Consider the following 24653-nt stretch of genomic DNA (forward strand, 5'->3'; position numbering starts at 1 on the left):
ATCAACGAAAACATCCTTGCTACTAAAAAAGGTTTAGAACAAGACAATCAAGCTGTTAAAGAATCAGTTCAAACCGTATCAGTTGTAGAAGGTGGTAATTTAACAGCAAGAATTACTGCTAATCCAAGAAACCCACAACTTATTGAACTTAAAAATGTTCTAAATAAACTTCTTGATGTTTTACAAGCTAGAGTAGGTTCTGATATGAATGTTATTCATAAAATATTTGAAGAATACAAAAGCTTAGATTTTAGAAATAAAATCTCTAATGCTTCAGGAAGTGTTGAATTAACTACTAATGCTTTAGGTGATGAAATAGTTAAAATGCTAAAACAAAGTTCAGACTTTGCTAATGCTTTAGCTAATGAAAGTGGAAAATTACAAACTGCTGTTCAAAGCTTAACCACTTCTTCAAATTCTCAAGCTCAATCTTTAGAAGAAACTGCAGCAGCTTTAGAAGAGATCACTTCTTCTATGCAAAATGTTTCAGTTAAAACTAGTGATGTTATCACTCAATCTGAAGAGATTAAAAATGTTACAGGTATTATAGGAGATATCGCAGATCAAATCAATCTTCTAGCTTTAAATGCAGCTATTGAAGCTGCACGTGCTGGAGAACATGGTAGAGGCTTTGCTGTTGTGGCTGATGAAGTTAGAAAGCTAGCTGAGAGAACTCAAAAGTCTTTATCTGAAATAGAAGCTAATACTAATTTACTTGTTCAATCTATCAATGATATGGCAGAAAGTATTAAAGAACAAACTGCAGGTATTACTCAAATCAATGATAGCGTAGCACAAATTGATCAAACTACTAAAGATAATGTTGAAATTGCTAATGAATCAGCTATTATTTCTAGTACAGTAAGTGATATAGCTAATAATATCTTAGAAGATGTTAAGAAGAAGAGGTTTTAACCTTAGATAACTAGCTAAAAAGCTAGTTATCTCTATAAAATAATATATGTTTAATTCTTTAAGATTTAATGAAATGTGATATAGACAAATTCTAATTATTAATATTAAGTATTTTCTAAATCAAATACATTTTAGAGTGTGATAAAATTCAGGGTTATCAAAACTTGGAGGAAAAGGAACACTGGCTCTAAATTCTTTATAAGTATTACCCGGAAGTTTGTCTATAATTTCTATAGTGTAAGAAACACTTGTATTTTGCATTTTGGCATTGCGAATATTTTTATCATTGAAAATTTCTCCCCCTACTTTTTTTTGGTTTAATATGCTAAGTATCAAATAGCATTTTCTGATTTCAAATTTAGTAAGATTTTGAACCTTTCCGCTCACGATAACACTTTCATGTCTTAGATCTCTTGTATAGGTTAGTTTGCTAAGATCGGCTTGAGTGGTGAATTGATTGATTGTTAGAAAAATAGAATATATCAAAAGTGCGGTAAAAATAGTAGCTATGGTATAAGAAATTAAAGCCATTTCTTTCTGTTTGACTTTTAGAAAGATTAAAATACAAATCAAGGCAAAGCAAATAAGTAAAATGATAAAAGCTATAATATGGAAAATCGTAAAATGCATTAAAAACACTCCGAAACTAAGCGTATGGTATAGTTATTTTCATAGTTAAAATTTTCAAAAGCAATTCTTTGAACTTGGGTTGCGTTTTTCTTTAGATCTTTAATTTCTCTACTTTTTTGTCTAAAAGGGATAAATTTCTTTTTATATTCTTCTATGATATTATCATTAGGTATTTTATCCGCAAAAATTTTAGCTGTAATTTTACATTCTTTAAAATTATTTTTTGAATTATTTGTAATGTTAAAATCAACAATTAAATCATTTGAGCTTTGTATTATTTTTTGATCCGTAATAGCGGTTTTTCGAGTTCTTACTTCATTGTCTATTAGTTTATACCCATAGATATAAACTAAAAAACAAATAATAATATCAAATGCAATAATAAAAAGTGCTGCTATAGGTCTATGGCGTAAAAATACACAAAGAAGTAAAACACAAGTGAAGAGAAAAAAAACTAATAAAATCAGCATATAATCTACTAAATATAAATGAGTAGTGTAAAAAAGCACGATTTCTCTTAGTTTTTCCACTTGCGTATCCTTTTAGTTCATGTTGGCAGAACTTTGCTTTTTAGCATCTTTGGTATCAACCCAAATGTTTGGTACTGCTCCACCTGGAGTTAAGAAAATTTTAGCATCTTGATTGACTTTTAAAGCTTCATTAAATTCTTTTTGAGTTTCAATTTGCTTTAAATTTAGTAAAGGAGTGTTTAAGCTGTTTGCGATTTCTTTATTAGAATAAGCTTGTGCATCTGCTTCTATCTTAACAGCCATAGCTTTACCTTTAGCACTAATTATGGTTGCATTTGCTTCCCCTTCAGCTAAGGCAGCTTTTTTTAAGGCTTCTTGATTAGCTCTTTCTACTTCATATTTAGTTCTTTCAGCCTCTTGTTTTGCAATTTGCACGCGTTCGATTTGCTCTTTTACTTTTGAAGGTAAAATAATTTCTCTAAGTTGTACAGCACGAAGTTCTACAGGTTCATTTGGTTGAGCTTCTATAGTTTTTCTTATGCCTTCTTCTATTTGAGCGGCTATTGTATTACGATTAGTAGGAAGTTCCTCGGCTGTATATTTTCCTACAACACTTCGCACTACATCACGAACAACTGGATCGATAATTTTATTTTCCCAATTTAAGCTCCAAGTAGCTATGGTTTGAGGAACTTGCAAAGGATTTAAACGGTATTGCACTGTAACATCAATAGATACAGGCAATCCACGAGAGTCAAGTACAGAAATACTATTTTTATTAATAACACCTGAACCTGAAGATAAATTTTCATTACTTCCCTCTATAGAAGCATAGTTGATTTGTCTTACTCTAGTATCGATTATGGTTATTTTTTGTACAAAAGGCAAGAAAAAGTGAAGTCCTGGTTCTAATGGATTTGGGTCATATTTACCTGTTGTTGATTTAATACCCATTTCTCCAGAATTTATTACCATAAAAGGTTTTGCAACGATTAAAAATAAGATAATAATAATCACCCCATAAATAAGCGGAGAAAATTTTCCAAAACCTTTAAAATTAAATTCTGGTGCTTTGAAATTGAAATTTTGACGGTTGTTTCCGTTATTATTAGAATTTCCATTTTTTTTATTGAAATAATCATTCAAATCAGCTGGCATTTATTTCCTTTTTTAAATATAAGTTAGCATAGATGCGTATTTTTGATTGCGTCCATAAACTACATCAAAATAAGCATCTTGAAGTTTTTTAGTTACAGATCCTCTTAAACCATTTCCTATTATTCTTGCATCAATATTGTTAATAGGTGTGATTTCAGCGGCTGTTCCGGTAAAAAATGCTTCATCAGCAGTATAAACTTCATCTCTTGAAATTCTTTGGCGAAGCACAGTGACACCAAGATCATGAGCGATTTTAAGCACTGTATCTTGAGTAATGCTTTTTAAAGAAAAATCATTTGGAGGTGTGATTAAAACCCCATCTTTTACAATAAAGAAACATTCTCCTGTTCCTTCTGCGATAAAACCTTCTTCATCAAGCATTAAAGCTTCTTCATAGCCTGCTTCAATAGCTTCAAATTTTGCAATTTGAGAGTTAAGATAATTCGCACTTGCTTTAGCTTTTCCCATGCATGATTTAACACTATTTCTTGCAAAAGACGAAATTTTTACTTTTATACCTTTTTCTAAACCTTCTTCTCCAAGGTAAGCACCCCATTCCCAAGCTGCAATCCCAACTCTTACAGGAGCTTTTATATGATAAAGTCCCATAACTCCATCGCCTAAGAAAATCAAAGGGCGGATATAGACATTGCTTTTAAAATTATTTGCTTTTAATAGTTCAATTTGTGCATTTTCAAGCTCTTTTTGAGAAAAAGGACAATTTAAAAGAGTAATTTTTGCAGACTCTAAAAGTCTTTTGGTGTGATCTTCAAGTCTGAAAATTGCTAAGCCTTTATCTGTTTTATAGGCTCTAGTTCCTTCAAAAACAGCATTGCCATAATGTAAAGAATGGGTTAAAAAGTGTAAAGTTGCATCTTTAAAATCAACTAATTTTCCATCCATCCAAATTTTATCTGCTGAGATCATTTTTTACCTTTTATAGTTGTTTATTTCTTAAAAAATATTATTTTAAGAATAAATTAGGATTTTATCAAAAATATACTAACAATAAGCTTTTATTAAATTCAGGTTTTTTGTTAAAAAAAATATTAGGTATTTTTTGAAATAATTATAAAAAATTATCATTAAAAAGGAGAAATATGCCATTAGTAAATATTAAATTAGCAAAGCCGTCTTTAAGCAAGGAACAAAAAGCGGAGCTTATAGCTGATATTACCAAACTTTTAAGCACGAAATATAATAAAAGTAAAGAAAGAGTTGTGGTGGTTTTAGAAGATGTAGAAAGTTATGACATAGGCTTTGGCGGAGAAAGTGTAGAAGCTATCAAAGCAAAGGCAAACAAATGAGTTTAAATATAGGAGATAAAGCGCCTCAGTTTGAGCTTTTAAATCAAGATGGGGTAAAAATAGCATTAAAAGATTTTATTGGTAAAAAGGTGATTTTGTATTTTTATCCAAAAGATAATACTCCAGGTTGTACTACAGAAGCTTGTGATTTTAGTTTAAATTATGATAAATTTGGTGATAAAAATGCAGTGATTATCGGTATCAGTCCTGATAGCGTGGCAAGTCATGAAAAATTTATCTCTAAATTTGATTTAAAGCATATTTTACTTAGTGATAGCGAAAAAGAAATTGCTAAAGCTTATGGAGCTTGGGGGATTAAGAAAAATTACGGAAAAGAATACGAAGGTCTTATCCGATCTACTTTTGTTATCGATGAAACAGGTAAGATTGCTCAAATTTATAGTAATGTTCGTGTAAAAGATCATGCTTTAAAAGTACTTGAAAGTCTTTAATGCTAGTGCATATTTGTTGTAGTGTGGATAGTCATTATTTTATTGAAGAACTTAGAAAGACTTATCCTGATGAAAAAATCATAGGGTATTTTTATGATCCAAATATTCATCCTTTAAGCGAATACGAACTAAGATTTTTAGATGTAAAAAGATCTTGTGATAAACTTGGTATTAAGTTATATAAGGGCGAGTATGAGTATGAAAAATGGCTTAATGCTGTGCGTGGTTATGAAAATGAGCCTGAAAAAGGTGCAAGGTGTGAAATTTGTTTTGATGTAAGAATGGGATCTAGTGTTAAATTTGCTGCTAAAATAGGAGAAAAAAAGCTTACTACTACGCTTTTAACCAGCCCTAAAAAAGATTTAGAACAGTTAAAAAATGCTTTACAAAAAGAATGTGAGTCTTATGGGGTAGAGTTTTTAGCTCCTGATTTTCGTAAAAATGGCGGCACTCAAAGGCAGTTTGCTTTAGCAAAAAAAGAAATGCTTTATCATCAAAACTATTGTGGTTGTATTTATGGGCTTAAAAAACAAAAACAAGATAAGAATTTCATTGATGAGTTAATGTCTCCTGTAAATAAGCAAATTTTACCTGCAAGTATAGAAGCAAGAATAGCTCTTTATAAAAAAATAGTTTTATGGGAAAAAAAAGGTATAAAATTTGAAATTTTAAGAGAGAAATTTTTAAATTATCGTCTTTTAAATGCTTTAATAAAATTAGATAAAAAGCCTGTTAAATCTCATATTTTATTTTATTCGCATTTTAAAAACGCTTATACAAGATTTTCTTTGGATGAGGAAAATTTAAAACAAAATTTAAAAGAAGGCTTTTATAGAAGCACTAAAGATGAAATGGTTTTTGTTGAATTTTGGCGTTTTAATGCATTTTTTAAAAACAAATGGAAAAATTTTGAAGATTTTTTAAAAAGACCTTTGAGTGTGCAAGCAGAAACTAAATGGCGTAATAAATTGTTTGGAACTTATAATCTTAGCCCTATTATCATCCTTGAAAATATTTTACCTTCAAGATATGAAGTGATAGCAAAAAGTGAAATTTATCATGATAATCAAGAGGTGCTTGTAGAAATTTAAGAAATTTATTAAGAAAAACTTTTTTTGTTAATGTAATTTTTAATGATTTTTTTATATAATAAAATTTTTAATTGTTTTCAAGGTTAATTTAATAATGATAGATGTAATGCAAATTCAAGAAATCTTACCACACCGTTATCCTTTTTTACTAGTAGATAAAATTACAGAATTAAAAGTTAAAGAAGTGGTTCGAGGATATAAAAACATCAGTATAAGTGACCATGTTTTTATGGGACATTTTCCAGGGCATCCTATTTATCCTGGAGTTTTGATTTTAGAAGGTATGGCTCAAACAGGCGGAGTTTTAGCTTTTGAAAGTATGGAAGATAAAGTGGATCCAAAAAGTAAAGTAGTTTATTTCACAGGCATAGATGGAGCAAAATTTAGAAATCCTGTGCGTCCTGGAGATAGGCTTGATTATGAAATGAGCGTGGTTAAAAATCGTGGTAATATGTGGATTTTTAAAGGGCAAGCTTTTGTAGATGGAAATTTAGTTGCAGAGGCTGAGCTTAAAGCTATGATAGTGGATAAATAATGAAAAAAATTCATCCAAGTGCGGTGATTGAAGAGGGTGCACAACTTGGTGACGATGTTGTAATAGAAGCTTATGCTTATGTAGGTAAAGATACTAAAATAGGTAATGATGTTGTCATCAAACAAGGTGCTCGAATTCTTTCAGATACAACTATAGGTGATCATTCTCGTGTATTTTCTTATGCTATAGTAGGCGATATTCCTCAGGATATATCTTATAAAGAAGAGCAAAAAAGCGGTGTTGTTATAGGAAAAAATGCAACTATTAGAGAATTTGCAACGATAAATTCAGGTACAGCTAAAGGAGATGGTTTTACTCGTATAGGCGATAATGCTTTTATTATGGCTTACTGTCATATTGCTCATGATTGTTTTTTGGGTAATAATATTATTTTAGCTAATAATGCAACTTTAGCAGGACATGTAGAGCTTGGAGATTTTACGGTTGTAGGCGGGCTTACACCTATTCATCAATTTGTCAAAGTAGGTGAGGGTTGTATGATAGCAGGAGCTAGTGCACTCTCTCAGGATATAGTACCGTTTTGTTTAGCAGAAGGAAATCGTGCAAGTATTAGAAGTTTAAATTTAGTAGGTATTCGTCGTCGTTTTGATAAAGATGAAGTAGATAGACTTAGCAGAGCTTTTAAAACTTTATTTAGACAAGGAGATTTAAAAGAAAATGCTAAAAATTTGCTTGAAAATCAAGAAAGTGAAAATGTTAAAAAAATGTGCCATTTTATATTAGAAACAAAGCGCGGAATTCCTGTCTATAGGGGTAAAAATAATGCCTAGAAAATGTAGTTTTTGCAATGAAGTGGAGAATCCACAAAGAAGAATTTTAGCAAATGAAAATGATGATGCTTTTATTTGTGAATATTGCGTTGAAGGTGCTTATAGTATTATTTATGGAGAAGAAAAAGAATTTAAAGAACCTAAACAAAGCCATAATACAGAATTTAAAGATATCACTCCAAAAGAATTAAAAGCTTATCTAGATCGTTATGTCATAGGACAAGATAGAGCTAAAAAAGTTTTTAGTGTTGGAGTATACAATCATTATAAAAGACTTTTTAAAGCCGAACTTCAAGATGATGATACAGAGCTTTTTAAGTCAAATATTTTACTTGTTGGGCCAACAGGAAGTGGAAAAACTTTATTGGCGCAAACTTTAGCTAAATTTTTAGATGTACCTATAGCAATTTGTGATGCAACTTCTTTAACTGAAGCAGGATATGTAGGTGAGGATGTGGAAAATATTTTAACACGTCTTTTGCAAGCTGCAGATGGAGATGTGCAAAGAGCTCAAAAAGGTATAGTTTTTATTGATGAGATTGATAAAATTGCTAGAATGAGTGAAAATCGTTCTATTACTCGTGATGTAAGTGGAGAGGGTGTGCAACAAGCTTTACTTAAGATTATCGAAGGAAGTTTGGTAAATATTCCACCAAAAGGGGGAAGAAAACATCCAAATCAAGAGTTTATACAAATTGACACTTCAAATATTTTATTTGTTTGTGGTGGAGCTTTTGATGGTTTGGAAACTATCTTAAAAAGAAAACTTGGCGATAAAGTTGTGGGCTTTTTTGATGATGCAAAAGAAGAAAATAAAGCTTTGCTTGAGAAAATCGAACCTGATGATTTGGTGCATTTTGGTTTGATTCCTGAGCTTATAGGTCGTTTGCATGTGATTGCATCTTTAAATGAGCTTAATGAAGAGGATATGGTAAGAATTTTAACTGAGCCTAAAAATGCCATTATTAAACAATATCAAAAGCTTTTTGCTATTGATGGGGTAAATTTAAAATTTGAAGAAGATGCTCTAAGAGCTATCGCGCAACTTGCATTGGAGAGAAAAACAGGGGCTAGGGGACTTAGAAGTATTATAGAAGAAATGATGGTAGATTTAATGTTTGAGTTACCAGAGTATAAAAATTATGATATTGTAATAACTAAAGAAGTTGTTAAAGACAATGCAAAAGCATTATTAATAAAAAGAAAAATAAGTTAAAAGGATAGAAATGATATTAGATCAACTTATAGGATTTTTTTCTAGTGATATGGGGATTGATTTAGGAACAGCTAATACGCTAGTTTTGATAAAAGATAAGGGTATAGTGATAAATGAGCCTTCTGTTGTGGCAGTTGAAAGAGAAAGGTATGGTTCCAAAGCAAAAATTTTAGCCGTAGGTAAAGAAGCTAAAGATATGGTGGGAAAAACTCCAGGCAATATCGAAGCTATTCGTCCTATGAAAGATGGCGTGATTGCAGATTTTGATATGACTGAAAAAATGATCCGCTATTTTATAGAAAAAACACACCGTAGAAAAAGTTTTTTACGCCCTAGAATTATCATTTCTGTTCCTTATGGTTTAACTCAAGTAGAAAGAAAAGCGGTAAGAGAAAGTGCTTTAAGCGCAGGTGCAAGAGAGGTATTTTTGATTGAAGAGCCTATGGCAGCAGCTATTGGTGCAAGTTTACCTATACAAGAGCCTAAAGGAAATTTGGTAGTAGATATAGGGGGCGGAACTACTGAAATTGGAGTGATTTCTTTGGGTGGACTTGTGATTTCAAAGTCTATTCGTACGGCTGGAGATAAGCTTGATATGAGTATAGTTAATTATGTAAAAGAAAAATACAATCTTATCATAGGTGAAAGAACGGGCGAAGAGATCAAAATCACTATAGGTTCAGCAATACAACTTCCAAAAGAACTTTCTATGGTGGTAAAAGGACGCGATCAAGTAAGTGGACTTTTAAGTCGTATTGAACTTACAAGTGAAGATGTAAGAGAAGCAATGCGTGAGTATTTAAAAGAAATTGCTGATGCTTTAAAAATGGTTCTTGAAATGATGCCGCCTGATTTAGCAAGTGATATAGTAGAAAATGGTGTAGTTTTAACAGGTGGCGGAGCATTGATTCGTGGTCTTGATAAATATTTAAGTGAAATTGTACGTTTGCCAGTTTATATCGCAGATGAACCGCTTTTAGCTGTAGCAAAAGGAACAGGTAAAGCTTTAGAGGAAATTTCATTATTGCAACAATTAACCAATGAAGAATAAGATTTTTTATGTTCTTGTCTTAGCCTTTTTGGTTTTTATATCTTTTTATTATGGAAGACTTATCAAGCAAAATGTTCTCCGTGTTAATGACTTTGTTATAGGTAATTTTTATAATATTAAAGATTATTTGAAAGAAAAAATTTCAGAACATTTTAATCAAGCAAATCAAATTCAGCAATTAAAAGCTAGAAATAAAGAATTAGAAGACATTGCCGTAAAGGTAACTAGTTTTGCAAATCAATTAAATCGTATTTTAGAGGATCAAAATTCTACAAAATATTTACCTCAAGTTTCTTTAACTAGAGTTATTTCTTATGTTCAATTGAATGATTATAAAAAATTATGGCTAGATTGGAGCAAAATTCCCGTTGGTAAAAATCGTGGTTTAATATATCAAGGATATACTGCAGGTATAGCTATTAATAAAGATGGCAGAACAATGGCTCTTCTGCAAGGTGATGATCAGTGTGTTTTTTCTGTTTATATAGGAAAATCCAAAGCTCCAGGTTTAATTCAAGGTGAAAATGGCAAGGTTGTGGTTAAATTTATTCCAAAGTGGGCGAAAATTAATGTCGGAGATGAAATCTTAACAAGCGGACTTGATAATATTTTCTTTTCGGATGTCCCTGTTGGGATTGTGAATAGAGTTGATGATGAAGATATGTATCAAAGTGTAGAAGTAAAGCCTTATGTTAAGATCAGTATTCCTGCTTATTTATATGTAGTAGATAATTTATAAGTCAAGGGTTAGACTTTTTAAAAATTTTCTATATTTTTGCTAATTATTATAACTTTGTTTAATGCTAAAAATTTTGTTAAATTATCAAATAAATTTTTATAATCGAATGAGAATTTTATAAAAAATCTTAAATTTCTTTATGTATTATTTCCTAGATTAAAAGCAGGGTGTTTATTTTTTAAAATTATATCGATAATTTCAAAGTTTATAAAACTAATTTTTGTTATAATCAGCTCAAATTTATGCTCTTAGGAAAATTTATGCCAAAACGAACAGATATTAAAAGTATTTTACTTATAGGAAGTGGTCCTATTGTGATAGGACAAGCTTGTGAATTTGATTATTCTGGAACTCAAGCCGCAAAGACTTTAAAAGAATTAGGATATCGTGTAGTATTAATTAACTCAAATCCTGCAACTATCATGACAGATCCTGAATTTGCAGATGCAACTTATATAGAACCCATAACAAAAGAAAGTATTTTAAGTATTATTAAAAAAGAAAAAATTGATGCAATTTTGCCAACTATGGGTGGACAAGTAGCGTTAAATGTTGCTATGGAAGTTTATGAAAGCGGACTTTTAGGAGATGTAAAATTTTTAGGCGCAAATCCTGAGGCGATTAAAAAAGGCGAAGATCGTCAAGTCTTTAAAGAATGTATGAAAAAAATCGGCATGGATTTGCCAAAATCGATGTATGCGTATAATTATGATGAAGCTTTAAAAGCCGTAGATGAAATCGGCTTTCCTTTGATGATCCGTGCTTCTTATACTTTAGGAGGTGCTGGAAGTGGTGTGGTTTATAATATGGACGAATTTAAAGAACTCGCTAATACTGCTTTAGCTTTATCGCCTATCCATGAAATTTTGATTGAAGAAAGTTTGTTAGGTTGGAAAGAATATGAAATGGAAGTTATACGCGATAGAGCGGATAATTGTATCATAGTTTGTAGTATAGAAAATATCGATCCTATGGGAGTTCATACAGGAGATAGTATTACAATAGCTCCAGCATTAACTTTGACGGATAAAGAATATCAAGTTATGCGTAATGCTTCTTTTGCTATTTTGCGTGAAATTGGCGTAGATACAGGCGGAAGTAATGTACAATTTGCTATCAACCCAAAAAATGGAAGAATGATAGTTATAGAAATGAATCCAAGGGTTTCAAGATCAAGTGCTTTAGCTTCTAAGGCAACGGGTTATCCTATAGCAAAGGTTGCGACACTTTTGGCAGTAGGCTTTAGTTTAGATGAGATTAAAAATGACATTACAGGAACTCCTGCATCTTTCGAGCCTGTGATTGATTACATTGTGACAAAAATTCCTCGCTTTACTTTTGAAAAATTTCCAGGAGCAAATACAACTTTAGGTACAGCTATGAAAAGTGTGGGTGAGGTAATGGCTATAGGACGCACTTTTAAAGAAAGTATACAAAAAGCACTTTGTTCTCTTGAGCGTTCTTTGAGTGGTTTTGATAGAGTAAAATTTGAAGATAGAAATGATCTTGTTTTTAAAATTCGCAATGCCAATGAAAAGCGTTTACTTTATGTTGCTCAAGCTTTTAGGGAAGGTTTTAGCGTAGAAGAACTTTATGAGCTTTGTAAAATAGATCCTTGGTTTTTAACACAGATTAAAGAAATTGTAGATTTTGAAGAGCAAATTGATATGGATATTTTAAACAATAAAGCTCTTTTGAGAAAAGCAAAAACTATGGGCTTTTCAGATAAAATGATAGCTTTGCTTGTAAATTTGAAAGATAATTTAGAATTAAGCCAAAATGATATTTATTATGCGAGAATGAAGCAAAAAATCATTGCAGAATTTAGTGAAGTGGATACTTGTGCGGGTGAATTTGAAGCTTTAACTCCTTATCTTTATTCAAGTATTAATGTAAGCGAACTCACTCAAAGTAAAAACGATGCTAAGGATAAAAAAGAAAAAAAAGTGATGATTATAGGTGGGGGGCCAAATCGCATAGGACAAGGTATAGAATTTGACTATGCTTGCGTACATGCTTCTTTTGCGCTTAAAGATATGGGTATTAAAACCATTATGTATAATTGTAATCCTGAAACCGTTTCGACTGACTATGATACAAGTGATATTTTGTATTTCGAGCCTATTGATTTCGAACATTTAAGAGTGGTGATTGAGCGTGAAAAACCTGATGGAGTGATTGTGCATTTTGGTGGACAAACTCCTTTGAAATTTGCTAAGCGTTTGAGTGCTTTTGGAGCTAAGATTATAGGTACTAGCGCAAGAGTAGTTGATATGGCAGAAGATAGAAAGAAATTTGCCGAATTTATTACAAAACTAGGTATCAATCAGCCAAAAAATTCTACCGCAACAAGTGTAGAAGAAGCGGTTCTTAAGGCTAGTGATATAGGGTATCCTGTGCTTGTAAGACCAAGTTATGTTTTAGGTGGGCGTGCGATGCGTGTGGTAAATGATGAGGCTGAACTTAGACTCTATATGCAAGAAGCTGTAGATGTGAGCGATAAAAGTCCTGTTTTGATTGATCAGTTTTTAGACAATGCTACAGAAATTGATGTTGATGCGATTTGTGATGGTAAAGATGTTTATGTGGCAGGAATTATGGAGCACATAGAAGAAGCGGGAATTCATTCAGGTGATAGTGCTTGTTCTTTACCACCTTGTAATATCGATGAAAAAATGCAAGAATTTATTGCACAAAAAACCGCAGATATTGCTTTAAATTTAGGAGTTGTAGGGCTTTTAAATATACAATTTGCTTTACATCATAATGAGCTTTATATGATAGAAGTAAATCCTAGAGCTAGTCGTACTGTGCCTTTTGTTAGTAAAGCTACGGGTATTCCTTTAGCAAAAGTGGCAACGCGTGTGATGTGGCAAGGAAATTTAAAAGAAGCTTTAAAATTTTATGATACTTTCAAAGTGGTTAATTTTGATACTAAAATTTTACGCCCTAAAACTCCAAAATATATGAGCGTGAAAGAAGCAGTATTTCCATTTGCAAAACTTAGTGGAAGTGATTTAGAATTAGGTCCTGAAATGCGTTCAACGGGTGAAGTTATGGGTATAAGCAAGGATTTTGCAAATTCTTACGCAAAAAGTCAAATCGCATCGTTTAATCATCTGCCAGAGCAAGGCGTGGTATTTATCTCCTTAAAAGATAAGGATAAAAAATATACCAAAAAAATCGCTGCAGAATATGTAAAGCTTGGCTTTAAGCTTATGGCAACAGGGGGAACTTGTAAGGAAATTTTAGAAAGTGGTTTTGAGTGCGAACTTGTACATAAAATTTCAGAAGGACGCCCCAATGTTGAAGATAAATTGAAAAATGGAGAAATTCACTTAGTTATCAATACAAGTGATAATCACAGTTTTAAAGGTGATACGAAAAAAATTCGTGAAAATATTATTCGTTTTAAAATACCTTATTTTACAAATTTACGATCAGCTTTAGCAGGTGCAAAATCGATTAAAGCTATACAGAGTAAATCTTGCCTAGATGTAAAGAGTTTGCAAGAGTGGCTTAAATTTTGATTTATTTAGCTCAAACAGATACTACGGTAGGATTTTTAAGTAAAAATTTAGAAGAGATTAATGCTTTAAAAGGTAGAGGTAAAAATCAACCTTGCTTAATCACTTCTGCGAAATTTTGCGAGTTGAAAAGTTTAGCAAGAATTCCAAAATCTTTTAAAAATTTAGTACGTCGTTCTAAAAAAACAACTTTTATTTATCCAAATAATCAGGCCATTCGTATTGTGAAAGAGTGTAAACATGCGAATTTTTTAAGTAAAAATGGCTATTTTTATTCATCTTCGGCAAACAAGCATGGAAAAGAATTTGATGAAGAATGGGCTAGAAGTGTTGCTGATATAATACTTGATGAGAAATTTTTCGAAAATATCCCATCAAAAATATTAAAACTTTCAAAGAATAAAATGATAAAAATACGTTAATTAAAGAGCTTTTAAAATATCTTCAAAAGCAATACAAAATTGCTCTAGGCCATCACTTAATAAATCATTGCAAGCTTTTTCTCGTTCACTTTGAGAAATGATTTGATTAAGTTCTGTATAAATTTCAAAATTCATTAAAGGTTTTTTAAAATCCATTTTTCCTTTAAATACCTCTATTGCATCAAGAGGAGCAGTATTAACAGAATTCTCAAAAAGAAGTTCTTTGATATAATAGTCTTTTGGCAGATCATCTCCTTTAACTCCGGTGCTTGCAAACAAGGCGCGAATATTAGGTTCATTTTTTGAGTAGATATTATTATAAGCTAAATTTGCATTTAAAATTCCAATACGATTTTGCTCTTTGGCTTTAGGATTTAAAAGTCTATCAAAACGACTTACAAAAATACTTATAACAGCTTGTGGTGTTCTAGTATTTTGTTCTTTTAAGGCTATATTGTTTTTTCTAAATTCGACTAAACCTGCATTTAAAGCTTCAAAACATTTTTGACTTTGTTCAAGAGAAAAAATTAAGGTAGCATTGACGCTAATACCATTTTTCATAAGTTCATACATTACTTCATAAGAAGCTTTTGTAGCTGGAATTTTAATCATTACATTTTCTTTGCTAATAGCACTATAAAGTCTTTTAGCTTCGCCTAAACTAAGAGTCGTGTTATCATGAAGTCTTGGATCTATTTCAATACTTATAAATCCATCGTTTTTTTGATAAAAAAGAGGAGCTAATTTATCAGCTGCTTTTTGAATATCAGAAATTGCTAATTCTTCATAAATATCTTTTGTTTTTTTTCCTTTTAATTTAAGAATTTTATCTTTATAAATTGGAGAATTTAAAATAGCATTTTTAAAAATAGCAGGATTTGAAGTAGCACCATTAATTCCATGTGATAATAAATTTAAAAATTCATTATCTAAAAAACTATTTTCTATAAAATCACACCAAAGAGAAAAATTTTTCATTATATTACCTTTATTATTTCTTTTAAGTCTTTTATATCTATGCAAATATCAGCTTTGGAACGTAAAATTTCTTTAGCACAAAATGCAATCTTTAATCCACTTTCGTTAAACATTGCCAAATCATTTGCCCCATCGCCAACACACATCACTTCATCTGTTTTCAAATTTAAAAAGCTTTTTAATCGTTGTAGCATTAAGCCTTTTGAATTTGAAAACATCATTTCCCCACCAACTAGCCCTGTTAAAATGTCATTTTTATGATGCAGATAATTTGCAAAACCAAGGCTAATTCCAAGTTTTTGCATAGCAGGATCTATGCCTTCATGAAAACCACCGCTAAAAATAACAATTTGTATATTTTTAGATTTTAAATATTGGATAAGTTCATGTGCTCCATGCATTAGTGGAAGTGTACTACCTAATTCTAAAACTTTTTTATAAGACATACCTTTTAAAAGGCTTACTCGTTTTTGAAGACTTTCGAAAAAATCAAGCTCTCCAGCCATGGCATGGCGGGTAATTTCGCTTGTTTGATTACCCTTGCCATGCGCTGTAGCTAAAATATCGATGGTTTCACCATCCATTAAAGTAGCGTCAAAGTCAAAAACACAAAGTTTAATCATTAAAATTCGCGCTTAAGTAAAGCTTCTACTTTGAGTATAGTTAAGATATTTTCATCTCTTTTTCCTATACCATAAATCATACCTTTGTCTTTAACTAAAGTTTCAGGTGGTGGATCGATTCTGTTTCTGTGAATTTTAATTGCTTCAGTTAATCTATCTATAACAAAACCAGCATTTCCTCCAACTCCAGTTCCATTTGTCTCACCTCTTAAAACAATATATCTTGTTTGAGGTGTCATTTTAGAACTTCCTAAATGAAAGCGTTGAGCTAGATCAATGAGTGGCATAACATTACCACGCATATTAAAAACCCCTAGAACATAATCAGGTACACTAGGAACTCTAGTATATTCTATAGGTTTGATGATTTCTTGTATATTAAGAATTGGAATCGCATATTCCTCATCTCCAACTACAAAGCCGACAAGTTGGATGATATCATCTTCTCTTTGATCGACATCAGGACCAGCCATCTGAGTTTGCTGTTTTTGCAAAATTTGCTCTAATTTTTCATTACTCATATTCTTATCCTAGTTTCAAATTTTTTCTAACTACATTTTCCAAGTATTCTGGAGAATAAGGTTTAGTGATATATTCAGTCATACCCACTTCAACACCTCTTAAGCGGTCAGTTTTACTTGTTCTTGAAGTAACTGCAATGAGTGGTAAGTTACGATATTTAGAATACTTTCTAATTTCACCAGCTAAGGTGTATCCATCCATTCTTGGCATTTCGATATCTATAAGCATTGCATCAATATCATGTTCGCCAGATTTTATAATATTCAATGCTTCAACACCATTTGTTGCTTCAACTAAACTAACTCCTAGCGGTTCTAAAGCTTTTTGCATTAAGGTTCTATCCATTTTAGAATCATCTACAATTAAGACTTTATAATCACTTGGTTGTTCTTTAGGTTTTTTCGCGCTTGATTCTAATTGCGCTTTAATATCAACTTTAATTTCTTTGGCCATATCCATCATAGCACCTACATCAATGATTAATGTCACTCTACCATCACCACGGATTGTAGCTCCTGCTATGCCTTGGATATTTTGTAAATAATCACCCATGGATTTAATAACTATTTCTTCTTGTCCTACAAGAGTATCTACTATAATACCAAGCTTGCTTTCTGCTACCCCTATAACAACGACATAAGTTTGATCACCGCTTTCAAGGACTTGTTTAACTCCAAATACATCTGAAAGTCTCACAAGAGAAAGCACTTCATCTCTTAAGCGTAATACATTTTTACCTTCGATAGTATAGATATCATCAATTGGTACTCTAACTGTTTCAAGAACGCTTGCAAGTGGAATTGCATAAAATTCTTCTTGAGTTCCTACAAGTAAAGATTGAATGATTGCCAAGGTAAGAGGAATTTTAAGTTTAAACGAACTTCCTTTACCTAACTCACTATCAATTTCAATTACCCCATTTAGTTTTTCGATGTTGGTTTTAACAACATCCATTCCTACGCCACGACCTGAAACATTTGTTACTTTAGCCGCAGTTGAAAAACCAGGTTTGAAAATCAAAGCAAAAGCTTCTTTGTCTGTCATTTGATCTGCTTCTCTTTCGGTAATCAAATTTTTCTCTATAGCTTTTGCTTTTAAGCCATTTGGATCAAGTCCTTTACCGTCGTCTGTAATTTCTACAACGATGTGATTGCCTTCATTATAAGCTTTAAGTTGAACTATACCTTTTTCAGGTTTTCCATTAGCTGCACGAGTTGCTGGATCCTCAACACCATGGTCACATGAATTTCTAATCATATGCATGATAGGATCGCCAATTTCCTCTACGATAGATTTATCAAGTTCAGTTTCTTCACCTGTAATTTCAAGTTCTATTTGCTTTCCTAATTCACGACTCAAATCACGAACAACTCTTGGGAATTTATTGAAAACTTTTGCTATAGGTTGCATTCTTGTTTTCATTACAGCAAGCTGAACATCAGTTGTAATAATACTTAATTGACTTACAACCTGATTAAGTTCTTCAAGGAATTTTTCTCCTTCATAACGCTCTTCAACATCATCGTAAATTTTAAGCAAACGGTTTTTACCTAAAACAAGCTCCCCAATTAGATTCATTAAGTGATCTAATCTTTTTACCTCCACGCGTATGGTTTGATCCATACTGCTAGTATTGCTACCTGAAGCAGGAACTTTTTTCTCTCCACTTTCCGCAGGTTTATTTGTTGTATTGTTAGTCGGTTTAGGTGCCGCATTTGTTGTTTGTTTCTTTTGTGCGCGACGAGCTTGATCTTCAGCTTTTCTAACTTTTAAAAGTCTTTCTATTTCAGCTTCAACTTCAGAATCACTTAATTGATTAACATCTACTTCAGGTTCAGGAGTAGTTGTTTCTTGTTTTGGTGCTTCTGGTTCTGCTTGTGGAGTAGATTTTTCATTTGAATCTGTTGCCGCAACAGGAGACTCTCCTTCTGAAATAGCTGTTAATCTTGCGCAAATTGGTTCTATATCCATACCAATAGCAGTATCGTTGCCATTATCACGAATGGAATTAAGCAAAGTTTTCATTCTATCAATAGACTCTAAAACCACATCCATGATATCTGGAGTTATTTTTAACTCGCCATGTCTTGCTTTGTTTAAAACATCTTCCATGTGGTGAGTTAACTTTGTTAAAACATCAAAATTTAAGAAACTTGATGATCCTTTAACCGTATGCGCAACACGGAAAATTCTATTTAATAATTCTAAGTCTTCTGGATTTGATTCAAGCTCTACTAAATCATGGTCGATTTGCTCAACAAGCTCAAAAGCTTCAACCAAAAAGTCTTCAAGTATTTCTTGCATATCTTCCATATTTTACCCCTGTTCTTGAGATTGATGTTTTTTAATAACCTTTGCAATTTCATTGAAGAAATCGCTAGCGTTAAATTTGACAAGATAGCCTTCTCCACCAGCTTCTTGAACACCTTTCTCATTCATAAATTCATTTGATAAAGACGAGTTAAAGACTATAGGAATATCTTTAAATCTTGGATCTTCTTTAATGCGTGCAGCAAAGTGGAAACCATCCATTTGTGGCATTTCGACATCGCTTACTATAATTTTTAAAGTATCATTTAAACTTTCACCATAAACTTGGCTTAATTCTTCTAATTTGTTTATGCCCTCTACGCCGTCTTTAGCTTCAACAACTTGAAAGCCCATCTGTTGCATCATTTCTTTGACGCGTTTTCTAGCAGTCATGCTGTCATCAAGTATAAGTGCTGTTCCAGTAAATTTTTCTATTTTTCCAAAATCTATATCTGTTTTTGGAGCGTAAATTCCTAAATCTTCAACAACACTTTCAAGATCTAAAATTAGCAACACTTCATCATTTTCAATGCGTGTTACACCTGTGATTTTACCTTTATCTAAAGCACCTGATCCTGTAGAAAAAGTTGCTGGTTCTATATCCTTCCAGTTTATTCTACGAATTCTTTTTGCTTCGTGAACTATAAAACCAATAAGAATATTGCTAAATTCAGTGATAATAACTCTAGGTTTTAGCATAGCGCTTTCTGGCTCAGTGATTTGCATCCATTTGGCAAGATTGACTACAGGTATAACCACTCCACGAAGATCAAAGATACCTTCGATGTAATCAGGTACACCTGGAAGTTCTGTAAGGCTTGGGATTTTTATAATTTCCCTTACCTTAGAAACATTTACACCATAAATTCCTTCATAGACTTTATCGTGTCCTTGCTTAAAGATACGGAAATCGACAAGCTCCATTTCATTTGAACCCGTTTTCACGATATTTTCATCAAACATTTTGACCCCTCAATTTCTGTTCTCGAAATTTGATTTCTTGTTGATATTCTACTACAAAAAAACTTCTCTCATATGCAAAACTAGCTAAGTTAAGATATTTAATGTTTTCTTTGTTGATTTGATGATTTTGATGATAGTGTCCTTCACATACCCAAAATCCTAAATTTTCATATCTTTCATATCTTTTTTTTGCTAAATTTTCAAAATCTTTTATTTGATAAAAAAGGTTTTTTTTGTTTTGATTTTGAAGAATTTTATTTGAAATAAAATTACAAGTAATAATATTTAAAAAATTCAAAAATATAAGCAAATAATGATTTCTTAATATTTTAAGAGTAAATTGTAAAAGAGGTGGTAAAAAAATATCTCCGTGAGCTAATTTTATAAAAGCGTTATTTAAAACAAGATTATTACCTTTACTTGTATGCAAACTAAGCTTTATGGGTTGCTTTTGTAAGTTAAAAATTTTTACCCTTTTAAAAAAACAAGAAAGATTAAAATCATGATTGCCTTCTAAGTAGATAATTTCAATCTTTAAGGCCAATTCTTCTAAAAGTTCTATGTAAGGTTTAGCAAATTCATGTGTAGCAGAGATTTCACCTATAAGTAAATCAAAAATATCACCCATAAGTATGAGTTGAGGGGTGGAAATTTTACCTTTTTTTAAGGTTTGTAAAAATTCCCAAAATCCCTTTCTCTGTTCATTTTCATGAGCATCCGCGATTAAAATCGCTCCATTTTGTAGTAAAATTTTTTATCCTTAAAATTTCAAAGGCTCATAATTTATAGAAAGGATTTCAAATTCACTCTCACCTTTTGGCAAACGCACTTTAAAATCATCTCCTTCTTTTTTCCCAAGCATAGCTTTTGCTATTGGAGATGCGATGGAAATATAACCCTTATCTAAATCTCCTTCGCAAATTCCTACTAGAGTATATTTGCTTTCTTTTTCTGTATCCAAATCCATGATCACAACACTTGAGCCAAATTTCACACTATCATGTTCATAGCTTGAAGGATCGATCACTTGAGCTCTTGCTAGCAAGTCACTAAGCTCTGCTATACGACTTTCAATTAAAGCTTGTTTTTCTCTTGCAGCATGGTATTCCGCATTTTCTTTTAAATCCCCATGACTTCTTGCTGTATCGATTTCTATTACAACAGCGGGACGTTGATTATCTTTCAAATCTTTTAATTCTGCGGCTAATTTATCATAGCCAAATTGACTCATTGGTTCTTTTTGCATGATTTATCCTTTTATATTTCGCTTAGGATTTTTGCTAAATTTTTAGCACTTCCAAAATTTAAATACTCTTTTAAAAAATCAACTTTAGCAAAAAATGCCTTATAATCATATTTATTATAAGCTTCATATAAATTTAAAACATTGACTTCATCTTGTAAAAATTCGGGATTTAAAGCTTCTTTTCCAGCAAAATCACAAAAAATATTTGCAAGTCCTATATGTTTTAATTTTACAAAAAGTTTTGCGATAAAAATATCAATCGCTTTTGCTTTGTAAGTAAGGATAAAAGGAGTTCCCACTAAAGCTGCTTCTAAAGTAGCCGTTCCGCTACAAATAAAGGCAAAATCAGCTTTTTTAAGTACTTTTGGAGTATGGCTTTCTATTTTAAATTCGCTAATATCACTATAAATTTCTAATTTTTCAAGATTAAATGGGGGAACGCAAAGAATTTTTTCACCCTTAAATTTTTGCGAGAGTTCCTTAAAAATAGGCATTAAACGCTTAATTTCACTACGCCTTGAACCTGGTAAAAAGGCTATAGTTTTTTCATCATCTTTTTTTGAAAATGTAAGATTAATGTCTTCTTTATTTTTAAATTCTTTTATCTCATCTAAAAGAGGATGGCCTACATAAGTGCTTTTGTTAAAAAACTGATTATCAAAAGGCAAAATAGAAGCTAAAATATCAAAATGACTTTCTATGATAGGTATGCGACTTTTTTTCCATGCCCAAACTTGAGGTAAAATATAATAAATGCGCGGAATTTTACTGCCTGCTTTTTTTAAAGCTTTAGAAAAAGGTATGTTAAAAGCGGGCGAATCTATACATAAAATCCCATCTATTTTTTGAGTAAAACTTAAATTTACAAGCTCTTTTATAGCTTTTTTTGCTTTAAAAATCAAAGGTAAAACTTCTATAAAACCCATAGCACTAAATTCATGTGAGCTATAAAGTGGCTTAGAATTTAGATCAAATTCTTTGCATAAGCTCTCATCATAAATCCCATGAATTTCAAATTCGCCAAAATCTTTTTTATAAGCTTTTAAAACTTCTTTTAAATGCAAATTTGCTGAAGGCTCTAAAGCACAAACTAAAAAGGTTTTCAAAAAATTTCCTTATCAATATTTTAAACATTTTATCTTATTTTGGCTTAATTAAAAGAAGTTATGCAAGAATATACGCTAAAAGTGTATATGAAGGTTTATTTTCTCCAGTAGTATTTTCTGAAAATTTTCTTAATATTTATAAACATATATTGCATCGATTTATTAAATATTTTAATTACTCGCAAGCTTTTATTTTAGCTTGCTTGCAAGTAATTAATAAATAGGGGTTGCTTCTATAATAGCTGGGGTAAAAAACATTAATTCATTTAAATCTAAAAATAAAGCTGAATCTAAAGTACATGGTTGTATACCAAAACGTTTTTCTATTGGAACATTTGGGTTGTAAAATATTTTTATACATTCTCTTCCACCTTCAACTAAAGATCTTATTTGAACTGCTGAGCTAGTTGTTGGCATAATAGAAAATATAGTTTCTAACTTTCCATCTTTTAAATCTTGTTTGCATGATTTCCCTCCAAAAAAACCACTTTCTAGTATCGCCAAACAAATATCATCATCGTTTGGATTTACAAATTGCACATAACCAAAGCGTAACAATTCCCCTAATTCATCTTTTTGTTTTAATTCATCGCTAAGTATAATTTCTCTTAAGATCCAATTTTGGTCTTTTAAATCTTCTGAAGTCTCTCTAAAAGGGCTTAAACTAATTCCTGTCTGTAAGGATCTAATAGTAAACATTGGTGTAAAATCAGATAAATCGCCAGGTTCTTCGATAGATTTAGATAAGCTTAATAAAACCAATATTAAAATAACAATTTTTTTCATAACAACACCTTATATTAAAAAAATTTTCTAAAATTCACAGGAAAATGATCTGAAGCTAAAAATGTTCTAAGTCCAGCAGCAGCTAGTATAGCTAGTATAGCTGGGGGAGTATATCTTCTGGTTGTATCAGAATTTCCTGTAACAGCGTAATCAAGAACACCACCACTTGCTTGAGTATAAGATGCAGGAGAAACAAAATGTACTCGGTTTCTTAATCCTTGATCTAATAAAGACATTAATGAATTTGGATCTCTATTAAAATCTCCCAAGATCATCCAATTAATCAGAGGCATATTTCTAAAATGCATATCAACAGCAGTAACTATAGCTCCTGCATCATTTCCACCTCTTGCTAAAGCATGTGCGTTAAAAAATACATCATTGCAAATACGGATTCCTATGATAGGTCTTGAAGCAACGGTTGGAGGAGGTAAAACAATTACTTCATCCGCTTGTCTTCTACTTACTATTGCCATATTAACTCTATTTGCTCCTACATCAATTCTTGAATAATATATAAATACTGAATTAGGACGCGATGAAGTTCCCAAATTCCATTCGTATTCATGAATAGGAATACCCACACCAACAGGTTGGACTTGTCTTTGAGTCATCGTTGCGGTAGACGGTAAAACTCCTGCTTCTTGGACGGCTAAAACATCCATAGGGTTGCTTCCTGTAACAAGTTGTCTAATGCTAATATTCCATTTACTTTCTGTTGATGCTGAAGAACCTTGCAAATTCCATGTTCCAACATTATAATCTTCTAAAGAAGCAAAACTCAAATTGATACTTAAAATAATCAATAATATTTTTTTCATATTCAACTCCAATTGAATTATCTATAAGGATTTCGAGCGGTATAGGTAGGAGGTGCTATGTACCACTGTCTATCTAAATTTTTTTCTCCTGATTTTACACATTCGGTGAGAAATATTTTATAATAGCTTAAATTAAATTCTTTCATAACATCATGTATCGGCGTTTGAATACATTGCTTGGTCGCTAAATTTTGAATTTGATATGCACCGTTGTCCATAGGAAGAAGGGTCCAAAATTGAGCGTAATTACTTTGATCGCAAGGGTAATGGACGATCCCTTCGCCATAAGCATTTAGACATGTGAGTGTTTTGACATTTTTAATCATAACTTTATTTTGAGGAAATTCTATAAGCTGCCATACATTTGCATCGCCAAAAGGTCTGCTTGAATATAATGTATAACCCCATATCCAATTTCCTGGTCTTAAAGCCCATACAGTTAAAGCTGCTCCTGATGGACCCATTATGGTTATGTAATCACTAAAATATCCTCTGTTTTCATATACAGGAACATTGTTAAATTCTCCGTTTGATTGCGTTCTAGGCGAAGGTCCTTTAATAAAATCATTACCTTTAAAAGTATTTGTTTTTATTACAGGTGGTTCTAAAGGAACATCTTTTGGTATCAAATCTGAACCATCAACTAAAGCAGGAGTTTCTTGTTTGGCTGGTATTGTAGGTGTTTTTCCTATTTTAAGCGGATCGCTATCATGTAAATCACCATAAGATCGTCCCAGAGGATTAAGCTCTTTAGAAGAGCATCCGATAAAAAATATCAATAATAAGCTTAATACTATCATAGAATGAAATTTTTGCATTTTTTCTCCTTGAGTGAATTAAGATATCGATAAGTATAATAATATAATTTTAAAAATGTATAAAAAATTATAATTTAAGATTAAATAATTGTCTTCTATAAAAGAATAAAATTTTAATTTTTTGGAAAAATTATAGTTATAAAAAAATATATTAATATCAAAATGAAAGTTAATTT

General features: G+C 31.5%; 26 protein-coding genes. 11 read left to right on the forward strand and 15 right to left on the reverse strand.

Translation table 11 applies throughout. The features are described from left to right. Positions 1 to 915: methyl-accepting chemotaxis protein (locus tag AJ885_RS05255; RefSeq protein ID WP_002934477.1), on the forward strand; the 915-nt coding region annotated here is incomplete at its 5' end. 120 nt (positions 916 to 1035) lie between these two features. On the opposite strand, the gene AJ885_RS05260 is transcribed toward AJ885_RS05255, so the two are convergent. The 4 genes from AJ885_RS05260 to ilvE are packed head-to-tail and all read right to left on the reverse strand — an operon-like array spanning position 1036 to position 4100. Continuing rightward, positions 1036 to 1545 carry a DUF2393 family protein gene (locus AJ885_RS05260; RefSeq protein WP_002861050.1) on the reverse strand — a complete coding sequence of 170 codons (510 nt, stop codon included), beginning with the start codon at positions 1543 to 1545 and terminating at the stop codon, positions 1036 to 1038. After that, complete coding sequence (locus tag AJ885_RS05265; RefSeq protein WP_002861051.1) at positions 1545 to 2075, reverse strand: DUF2393 domain-containing protein; 531 nt, start codon at positions 2073 to 2075, stop codon at positions 1545 to 1547. The genes AJ885_RS05260 and AJ885_RS05265 overlap by 1 nt, the downstream gene beginning before the upstream one ends. 12 nt (positions 2076 to 2087) lie before the next feature. Continuing rightward, positions 2088 to 3173: a prohibitin family protein gene (locus AJ885_RS05270; protein WP_044780358.1), complete on the reverse strand. Its 1086-nt coding sequence runs from the start codon at positions 3171 to 3173 to the stop codon at positions 2088 to 2090. 12 nt (positions 3174 to 3185) lie between these two features. Further along, positions 3186 to 4100, reverse strand: a complete 915-nt coding sequence (gene ilvE / locus AJ885_RS05275; RefSeq protein ID WP_044780359.1) for a branched-chain-amino-acid transaminase — start codon at positions 4098 to 4100, stop codon at positions 3186 to 3188. A gap of 173 nt (positions 4101 to 4273) precedes the next feature. Here ilvE and AJ885_RS05280 point away from each other — a divergent pair, with 173 nt between their 5' ends. From AJ885_RS05280 to AJ885_RS05325, 10 genes are all read left to right on the forward strand, one after another. Continuing rightward, positions 4274 to 4480 (forward strand): 4-oxalocrotonate tautomerase family protein, encoded by a 207-nt coding sequence (locus AJ885_RS05280; protein WP_044779567.1) that lies wholly within the window; start codon positions 4274 to 4276, stop codon positions 4478 to 4480. Continuing rightward, a complete protein-coding gene (bcp, locus tag AJ885_RS05285) occupies positions 4477 to 4932 on the forward strand; it encodes a thioredoxin-dependent thiol peroxidase (RefSeq protein ID WP_044780360.1) in 456 nt (151 codons plus the stop codon). The genes AJ885_RS05280 and bcp overlap by 4 nt, the downstream gene beginning before the upstream one ends. Then, positions 4932 to 6023 carry an epoxyqueuosine reductase QueH gene (locus AJ885_RS05290; protein WP_044780361.1) on the forward strand — a complete coding sequence of 364 codons (1092 nt, stop codon included), beginning with the start codon at positions 4932 to 4934 and terminating at the stop codon, positions 6021 to 6023. Before bcp ends, AJ885_RS05290 begins: the two co-directional genes overlap by 1 nt. Positions 6024 to 6117: 94 nt before the next feature. Further along, entirely contained in the window at positions 6118 to 6558 is a 441-nt protein-coding gene (fabZ, locus tag AJ885_RS05295) for a 3-hydroxyacyl-ACP dehydratase FabZ (RefSeq protein ID WP_002851782.1), read from the forward strand. Next, a complete protein-coding gene (lpxA, locus tag AJ885_RS05300; RefSeq protein ID WP_044779564.1) occupies positions 6558 to 7349 on the forward strand; it encodes an acyl-ACP--UDP-N-acetylglucosamine O-acyltransferase in 792 nt (263 codons plus the stop codon). Before fabZ ends, lpxA begins: the two co-directional genes overlap by 1 nt. After that, positions 7342 to 8565 carry an ATP-dependent Clp protease ATP-binding subunit ClpX gene (gene clpX, locus AJ885_RS05305; RefSeq protein WP_002860329.1) on the forward strand — a complete coding sequence of 408 codons (1224 nt, stop codon included), beginning with the start codon at positions 7342 to 7344 and terminating at the stop codon, positions 8563 to 8565. Before lpxA ends, clpX begins: the two co-directional genes overlap by 8 nt. 10 nt (positions 8566 to 8575) lie before the next feature. Next, the gene (locus tag AJ885_RS05310; protein WP_002861059.1) at positions 8576 to 9616 is read left to right on the forward strand and encodes a rod shape-determining protein; all 1041 of its coding nucleotides are present in this window, start codon (positions 8576 to 8578) and stop codon (positions 9614 to 9616) included. Beyond that, a complete protein-coding gene (gene mreC, locus AJ885_RS05315) occupies positions 9606 to 10355 on the forward strand; it encodes a rod shape-determining protein MreC (RefSeq protein ID WP_044779563.1) in 750 nt (249 codons plus the stop codon). Before AJ885_RS05310 ends, mreC begins: the two co-directional genes overlap by 11 nt. Before the next feature lie 260 nt (positions 10356 to 10615). Further along, positions 10616 to 13885: a carbamoyl-phosphate synthase large subunit gene (carB, locus tag AJ885_RS05320; protein ID WP_070210113.1), complete on the forward strand. Its 3270-nt coding sequence runs from the start codon at positions 10616 to 10618 to the stop codon at positions 13883 to 13885. Next, complete coding sequence (locus tag AJ885_RS05325; protein ID WP_002861062.1) at positions 13882 to 14304, forward strand: hypothetical protein; 423 nt, start codon at positions 13882 to 13884, stop codon at positions 14302 to 14304. The genes carB and AJ885_RS05325 overlap by 4 nt, the downstream gene beginning before the upstream one ends. Here the strand turns inward: AJ885_RS05325 and AJ885_RS05330 are convergent, their stop codons facing one another. The 11 genes from AJ885_RS05330 to AJ885_RS05380 form a co-directional block, all read right to left on the reverse strand. After that, positions 14305 to 15282: a transaldolase gene (locus AJ885_RS05330; protein ID WP_002861063.1), complete on the reverse strand. Its 978-nt coding sequence runs from the start codon at positions 15280 to 15282 to the stop codon at positions 14305 to 14307. Then, positions 15282 to 15905 (reverse strand): phosphoserine phosphatase SerB, encoded by a 624-nt coding sequence (serB, locus tag AJ885_RS05335; RefSeq protein WP_002857594.1) that lies wholly within the window; start codon positions 15903 to 15905, stop codon positions 15282 to 15284. Before serB ends, AJ885_RS05330 begins: the two co-directional genes overlap by 1 nt. Further along, positions 15905 to 16426 (reverse strand): chemotaxis protein CheW, encoded by a 522-nt coding sequence (locus tag AJ885_RS05340; RefSeq protein ID WP_002826355.1) that lies wholly within the window; start codon positions 16424 to 16426, stop codon positions 15905 to 15907. The genes serB and AJ885_RS05340 overlap by 1 nt, the downstream gene beginning before the upstream one ends. Positions 16427 to 16430: 4 nt before the next feature. Beyond that, positions 16431 to 18740 (reverse strand): chemotaxis protein CheW, encoded by a 2310-nt coding sequence (locus AJ885_RS05345; protein WP_070210114.1) that lies wholly within the window; start codon positions 18738 to 18740, stop codon positions 16431 to 16433. Positions 18741 to 18743: 3 nt separating this feature from the next. After that, positions 18744 to 19700, reverse strand: a complete 957-nt coding sequence (locus AJ885_RS05350; protein ID WP_002934096.1) for a chemotaxis protein — start codon at positions 19698 to 19700, stop codon at positions 18744 to 18746. After that, positions 19693 to 20451 (reverse strand): UDP-2,3-diacylglucosamine diphosphatase, encoded by a 759-nt coding sequence (locus AJ885_RS05355; protein ID WP_350223072.1) that lies wholly within the window; start codon positions 20449 to 20451, stop codon positions 19693 to 19695. The genes AJ885_RS05350 and AJ885_RS05355 overlap by 8 nt, the downstream gene beginning before the upstream one ends. A gap of 9 nt (positions 20452 to 20460) precedes the next feature. After that, complete coding sequence (greA, locus tag AJ885_RS05360) at positions 20461 to 20946, reverse strand: transcription elongation factor GreA (RefSeq protein WP_002851733.1); 486 nt, start codon at positions 20944 to 20946, stop codon at positions 20461 to 20463. Positions 20947 to 20957: 11 nt separating this feature from the next. Then, on the reverse strand, positions 20958 to 22052 hold the full coding sequence (lpxB, locus tag AJ885_RS05365; RefSeq protein ID WP_070248615.1) for a lipid-A-disaccharide synthase: 1095 nt from the start codon (positions 22050 to 22052) through the stop codon (positions 20958 to 20960). A gap of 213 nt (positions 22053 to 22265) precedes the next feature. Next, positions 22266 to 22838, reverse strand: a complete 573-nt coding sequence (locus AJ885_RS05370) for a cytolethal distending toxin subunit A (RefSeq protein WP_002861073.1) — start codon at positions 22836 to 22838, stop codon at positions 22266 to 22268. Positions 22839 to 22852: 14 nt separating this feature from the next. After that, complete coding sequence (locus tag AJ885_RS05375; protein ID WP_044780366.1) at positions 22853 to 23659, reverse strand: cytolethal distending toxin subunit B family protein; 807 nt, start codon at positions 23657 to 23659, stop codon at positions 22853 to 22855. 17 nt (positions 23660 to 23676) lie between these two features. Continuing rightward, positions 23677 to 24477: a cytolethal distending toxin subunit A/C gene (locus AJ885_RS05380; protein ID WP_070210117.1), complete on the reverse strand. Its 801-nt coding sequence runs from the start codon at positions 24475 to 24477 to the stop codon at positions 23677 to 23679. Between the last annotated feature and the right edge of the window lie 176 nt (positions 24478 to 24653).

This window comes from Campylobacter sp. BCW_6464, assembly GCF_001762775.1.
GTDB lineage: Bacteria > Campylobacterota > Campylobacteria > Campylobacterales > Campylobacteraceae > Campylobacter_D > Campylobacter_D jejuni.